Origin of the sequence: Erythrobacter westpacificensis (assembly GCF_039542285.1) — a bacterium.
Taxonomy (GTDB): domain Bacteria; phylum Pseudomonadota; class Alphaproteobacteria; order Sphingomonadales; family Sphingomonadaceae; genus Alteraurantiacibacter; species Alteraurantiacibacter westpacificensis.
Genome location: NZ_BAABHV010000015.1, coordinates 1 through 6512, shown reverse-complemented (window position 1 = coordinate 6512; position 6512 = coordinate 1). Strand labels below are relative to the sequence as shown.

Sequence of the window (6512 nt, the reverse complement as noted above, 5' to 3'; positions counted from 1 at the left end):
CAGCAGCCGCCTGATCGGCGCAGAGCGACAGCCTACCTCTGACTGCCGCCAATCTTTGCAACAGAGCCATGCCATCAACCTTCGCGGATTGAGCCCCTTCGCGACGCTGACGCTGGTGAACGGCCATCGCGCGGTTCCGGCTGGCACAGTCGGTCTGGCGGTAGACCCCACCGCGATCCCGACAGTCATGCTGCAGCGGGTCGACATCGTCGGGGACGGCGCCTCGGCAACCTATGGTTCGGACGCCATCGCCGGCGTGGTAAACCTCATCACCCGCCGCAATTTCGAGGGGTTTCAGGTCGGTGGCCGCTATGGCTTCGGCGACAATTATGATGAGTGGCAGGTCAATGCACTGGCGGGCCATCGCTGGAGCACGGGCCAGCTGACGATTGGCGGCGAGATTTCACAGCGCAGCGCGCTCAGCGGGCTGGATCGCGATTTCTATTCGGCGGATCTCTCCGGCCGGGGCGGTGCGGATAACCGCAGGACCGCCTGTAATCCGGGCACCATCGAGGTCAATGGCACGACTTATGCGATCCCGGCCGGCGGCGTCACGCAGGCGACGGCGGGGCAACTCGTGCCCGGCACCGTCAATCTGTGCGATCCGATCAAATCCCAGGATCTGCTGCCCCACCAGAAGCAGCACAGCGTGGCACTGACATTCGATCAGGAGATCACCGAAGGACTCCGCATCTTTGCCGATGCGCATTATTCGCACCGTCGCTATCGCCGTGAGGTGCCATTCGAATCCGGCCCGCTGGTGGTCACGAATGCAAATCCCTACTTCGTGGCGCCTCCCGGCACCAACGCCACCTCCGCGATCGTGAATTACTGGTTCGGCGGCCAATCGCTGGGGGATACCTGGACGGACAGCGGCTATTCCGAGAACTACACTGCCTATCTGGGCGCGGAAGCAAAGTTGTGGGGCGACTGGCGCCTGACCGTCAGCGGCTCCTACGGGCAGAACAAGGATGAAGCCTATCAGGTGCGGATCGCCAGCACCTCGCCGCAGGTCGCGGCAGCACTCGCCAGCAGCGATCCTGCCACTGCGCTCAATCTGTTCGGCCCCAATCGGCCGGAAGTGCTCGCCGGCATCAATAACGATCTGTTCGCCGCCCCGGGGCGCAGCCGCCAATATGTCTATGAAGCCAAGCTCGATGGCACGCTGTTCGCCCTGCCGGGTGGCAATGTCCAGCTGGCGGTCGGCTATCAGCGTCAGACGGACAAGGTGCTCAACGGCCTCATTCTCGGCACGCCGGAAAACAATGCGCCGGCCTTTGGCGGTCTGAAGGACCTGTCCCGCACATCGGATGCCTTCTACGGCGAATTGCTGGTGCCGCTGGTGGGAGTGGGCAACAGCATGCCGGGGATCGAGGAACTGACGCTCGACTTCGGCTTGCGGACGACCAACTACACCGTCGTCGGCCGCACGACGGACCCCAAGATCGGCGTCAACTGGCTCGTCGGGGGCGGACTGAAGTTCCACGGCAGCTATGGCACATCCTTCCGTGCGCCGGGCCTCACGCAGCTCGTCGGGCCGGTCTCGGCCGTGTTCGTCCAGAACTACGCCACGCCCACCGGCCCGGTGCTGGGCTATACGACCGGTGGTGGCAATCTGGGGCTGCAGCCGGAAACCGCGACCACCTGGTCGCTCGGTGCAGAATGGCGTTCGCCGGCTGTTCCCGGCCTCCGTGCCAGCCTGAATTACTTCAACATCAGCTATGAAAACCAGATCAGCAGCTATCTGAGCAATCTCAATATCCTGCAGAATCCGGAGGCCTACGCGGGGGTCATTTCCTATTGCCCCTCCGCGGAATGTTCGGCGCTGATCGACAAGTTCATTCTGGGCGTGGGGCCGGACCCGACGCCGCTGCCGCTGTTCGGTCCGCTGCTGCCGGCGCCGGGCGTCTTCGTGAATGGCCTTGAACAGAATCTGGCCACCACGAAGGCGAGCGGACTCGATTTCGAGTTCAATTACCGGTTCGGTGCCACGACGGACGGCGAACTGAGCCTCGGCCTGAGCGGCACTTACTATCTCGAATATCGTCTCTCGCAGACGCCGGGCGCCCCGGAGGTCAACGTCGTGAATCGGATCGGCTATCCCGTCCGTTTCCGTGCGCGTGGCACGGTCGGCTGGCATCAGGGCGGGCTGTCGGCCTTTGCGTTCGTCAATCACATGGGCGGTTATACCAACGATCTCGCGACGCCGATTCAGAAGGTGGACGCCTATACCACGGTGGATCTCAGCGTAGCCTACCGGTTTGAGGACGATGCTTCGATGCTTGGCGGGGTGAGGGTCGGGCTGGATGTGCGCAACCTGTTCGATGTCGAGCCGCCATTCGTGAACATCGTTGCCAATGCCAATGGCGGCGGTGGTTTCGATCCGCAGGCGGCCAACCCGATCGGGCGCGTCATCGGCGTCTCGCTCTCGAAGGCCTTCTAGTAGCTAAAGGGGAGGGCCAGGCTGTTGCCGCAGCCTGGCCCGATTGTCATGACCGCTCACGCACAACGGCGCTTGCAACTCTATAGTCTAAGCGTCAGAACGCCGTCATGACGAGCGCATCCAATACCCGGCACCGCCAGATCCTCGATCTGGCTCGCCGCAATGGCAAGGTGACGGTCGAGGATCTTGTCTCCCGTCTCAATGTCACCCCGCAGACGATCCGCAAGGATCTCAATGACCTGTGCGAGCGCGGCTATCTTTCGCGGGTCCATGGCGGCGCCATCCTCGGCTCCGGCGTGGAAAACCTGCAATATGAGGCGCGGCGACGGCTCTCGGTGGAGGAAAAGGCGGCCATAGGACGGGAAGCGGCAGCCCGCATCCCCGATGGCGCCTCGTTGTTCATCAACATCGGCACGACGACGGAAGAAGTGGCGCGGGCGCTGGCCGGGCGGACCAACCTCCTCGTCCTCACCAACAATCTGAACGTGGTGGACATTCTCTGCCGCAATCCCGCGATAGACCTGATCGTCGTCGGCGGTCGTGTCCGTCATGCCGATCGGGCAGCGGTGGGCCCGACAGCTGTCGATTTCATCAGGAACTTCAAGGTCGATTTCGCAGTCATCGGTGCATCGGCAATCGATGAGGATGGCTCGTTGCTGGATTTCGACCTGAACGAAGTGCAGGTCTCGCATGCCATCGTCGAAAACTCTCGCTCGGTCATCCTCGTGGCCGACCGGAGCAAACTGACGCGCAGCGCGCCGGTCCGCATCGGGCATATCGGCGCCATCGACGTGTTCGTGACCGACTATCTCGACAGCCCCGAGCTCGCCGCAGTTTGCGCGGAACATAATGTCGAGGTGGTGAATGCTCTTCCGGAAAGCGAAGCGGAAGACGCCCAAGACTGAGGGGTCAGCTTGACGGGCCGCTGCGAGAGCAAAACGCCATCCCTGCGTGACGTCGCAGGACTTGTGAGCCGCATGTGTTAATGCGTGAATGGGATGGCCGGCGTCCAGGCCGACTGCGCCTTCGCGCAGCCAGCCCGGCCCCGTTCGTTAAAAGTCGTAGCGGACGCGCACGCCATATTCGCGCGGTGCGCCATAGTACTCGTTATTGTTGAACTGGCCTGTGACAAATTCGTCATCGGTCAGATTGGTGCCATAGGCTTCAACGAGCAGATTGCCCTTCTCGATGCCGAGCCTCGCGCCCAGCACGCCGCGCGAGGGCAGGCGGTCGCTGATCGGAGAGTAGCCGATGTAGGTCCATTGCGGGCCGACATAGGCGTAGCTCACGCTGGGCGTGATCTTCACGTCGCCGACCCACAGATCATAGCGCGCGCCGAGGTTATAGGTCCATTTCGGTGAGTAAAGGTTCTGGCCGCCGCCGGTCGTACGGATGAACGGCGTATAGTCGATGCAGTTCGGCGGGTCCGAAGGCAGGCCCGGCGCGCATTGGACAGCCGGCGTGATGCCGGGGAACGCCCGGGCATAAGCGCGCGTATCAACGAAGGTCACGTCACCCAGTTCGGAGTCGACATAGGCGACGCCTGCATCGAAGGTGAAGCCGGAGACGCGCGCCTGGATCTGCGCCTCGATACCCTTCACGGTCGCGCCGGTCAGGTTGGTCGGGGCGGCCTGTGCGGTAGCCGTATTCAGAACGTCGAACTGGAAGTTCTTGTAGTCGTAATAGAAGGCGCCGAGCTGCGTGCGCACTGCGCCGCCCATCAGCGTCGCTTTCCAGCCGATTTCATAGTCGATGACGGTTTCAGGATCGAATTCCGAAACCATCGAATTGAAGCCCCCCGGCTTGTAGCCGCGCGCGACGAAGGCATAGATCAGATTGTTCTCGTCCGGAGTCCAGTTGAGCGAGACCTTGCCGGTCATCCGGCCGTCCTTGTGCTCACCGCTCAGGTCCGCGACTTGCAGGCCCGTCGGCGGGAAGATCGGGATGCCCCGGCCGATGAACACACCGCCGCCGCCGGTGGCGGAGAAGTGCGAGTAGCGTGCGCCGACATCCAGCGCGAGGCTTGGTGAAAGCTGGTACGTCACCTGACCGAAGACGCCGGTGGTGATATTGTCAGTGTCGAACAGGATGTCGGTCGGGAAGCCATTCGAGAGATTCTCGGTGTCCGCGTCGATCCGGTTGCGCTGATAATAGCCGCCGACGATCCACGAGAGCGTCTGGTCGGTCGGGGAAATGATGTTGAACTCCTGCGTCCACACCCGCTCGCGCACGAACTGGTCGGTCGTTCTGACCGCGAGCAAGGCGGCATCCGCCGGGCTGTAACGCGCGGCATTGGTCGCGTCGCTGTCGTAGAGGTTGAAGATGCGCTTGTTCTGGTAGCCGCTCAGCGAGCGCAGAATGATACCGGAGCCAAGCTCGTAGCGCAGTTCCAGCGACATCTGGATGGCGCGCTCGTCGTTTCGCGTCGGGCTGTCATAATCCACGTCGCGAATGTCGCTGGTGCGGTAGCCGGCATAAGGCGTGGCGGGCGAGGGGCGATAGGCATAGCCGCCGCTGTCCTTGCTCGCGGCTTCCAGCTTGAACAGCGCCTGGAACGCATCGCTTGGCCGCCACAGCGCGCCAAAGCGGCCCGCGACTTCATCGAGCCGACCGGGCTGATTGTTGAGCGGGCCGAGATCATCGTAGAAGGAATCGCGCTTGCGCCACTTGCCCGCACCACGGATTGCGAGCGTCTCGGAGAGCGGCAGGTTCACTGCGCCTTCCGCGCCGCGCGCGTCATAGGTGCCCACCGAGCCCTCGATATAGCCTTCGACGCCTGAGAAGCTGGGATTGCGGCTGTTGATGAAGATCGCGCCGCCGATCGAGTTGGAGCCCACGGATGTGCCCTGCGGTCCACGCAACACTTCCACCGTAGCCAGGTCGTAGAAGCTGTTGGTGGTGACGATCGGTGGCTGGAAGATGCCATCCACATAAGTGGCGATGCCATTGGGGACGATGGGCGATACGCTTGCCAGGCCGATGCCGCGAATGTTCACGTTCTGCGTCCATCCCGAATCCGTCACGGAGAGCGATGGCGCCACGGTCTGCAGCTCATCGACGCGAGTGACACCCTTTTCGGTAAGGCCTTCGCCTGAGAGCGCGGTCGCAGCGACGGCTACCTTCTGGAGGTTTTCCTCGCGCCGTTGCGCGGTGACGATGATCTCTTCCAGCGCCTCGCCCTGCTGCGGCGATTGCTGGGCAAGCGCGGGTGCTGCAGCGATGATGCAAGAAGTTGACGAAAGCAACGCCAGCACTGCGCGCACGGCGTTTGATTGTTTATTGGACGTCATGTCCTCCCTCTCCTGTTTTATGTGCGCCCCTGTCGTTTCGTTCACTTCAGGGTGGGCACTGTTTTCATTCCAACAGCGATCCGCCTTTTTTGGGCCATTTACTGTGCTTTCAGGGCGTATATTGTGCCCTGTGCAAAAGCGGCCGGTGCGCTGTTATCACTGTGTAGGAAGTTTCGTTTGTTTCGACGATCCCTTTCGTTTACCAGAGAAAAGAAAATGACCGACTGTGGCAGTTCGCCCACAGTTTTAACTGAGTGGGAATATCACTGGATGAGTGGCTGGTGTCATAAACCTGGACATCCACGTCAATTCCTGGACAGAGTCACCTTGTAATCGATTGCTGAATTGGTGTCACGCGTTTACTGTGGCGTCGGTTCCGGAGAGGAGCGGGAGAAAAGCGCAATGAACACGCGTCGCATTTTGGTTATGCCGCTGGCGGCCGTCATGAGCGTGCTGCCGCAACAGGCGGGCGCGACCGAAACCGCTGCTGTCTCCCCTGACAGCGCCGCTAACGCTGCACGCTGCGCCGCTCTTGTGCAGTCGATGGCGGGGCACTGGCCGGATGCGTCCACCCGCCTGCTCAGCACCACGTTCAATCCCGCTGGTCCCGCGCCGGTGCCGCCTGGCCCTCCCGGCATGACGCCGCCGCCGGTTGAACTGCCCGCGCACTGCGCCATCATCGGCACGATGCGCGAGCGCACGGGCGTGGGCTCTGTTGCAAAAATCGTGAAGCTTGAGCATGCTTGGCGGAGATTGGACGGACGGAACGATGACGGATT

General features: G+C 62.2%; 4 protein-coding genes. 3 read left to right on the top strand and 1 reads right to left on the bottom strand.

Annotated elements, in window-relative coordinates:
- Together ABFX23_RS10845 and ABFX23_RS10840 are read left to right on the top strand one after the other, a co-directional pair.
- A partial coding sequence (locus ABFX23_RS10845) for a TonB-dependent receptor domain-containing protein (protein ID WP_346033076.1) occupies window positions 1-2443 on the top strand: 2443 nt, incomplete at its 5' end.
- Between the two features lie 107 nt (window positions 2444-2550).
- Window positions 2551-3348, top strand: coding sequence for a DeoR/GlpR family DNA-binding transcription regulator (locus tag ABFX23_RS10840; RefSeq protein WP_346033075.1), 798 nt, complete (start codon window positions 2551-2553; stop codon window positions 3346-3348).
- 147 nt (window positions 3349-3495) lie between these two features.
- On the opposite strand, the gene ABFX23_RS10835 is transcribed toward ABFX23_RS10840, so the two are convergent.
- Window positions 3496-5733: a TonB-dependent receptor gene (locus ABFX23_RS10835; protein ID WP_346033074.1), complete on the bottom strand. Its 2238-nt coding sequence runs from the start codon at window positions 5731-5733 to the stop codon at window positions 3496-3498.
- A 402-nt stretch (window positions 5734-6135) separates the two neighbouring features.
- On the opposite strand from ABFX23_RS10835, the gene ABFX23_RS10830 reads away from it, so the two are divergent.
- On the top strand, window positions 6136-6512 hold a 377-nt coding region (locus ABFX23_RS10830), incomplete at its 3' end, for a hypothetical protein (protein ID WP_428831660.1).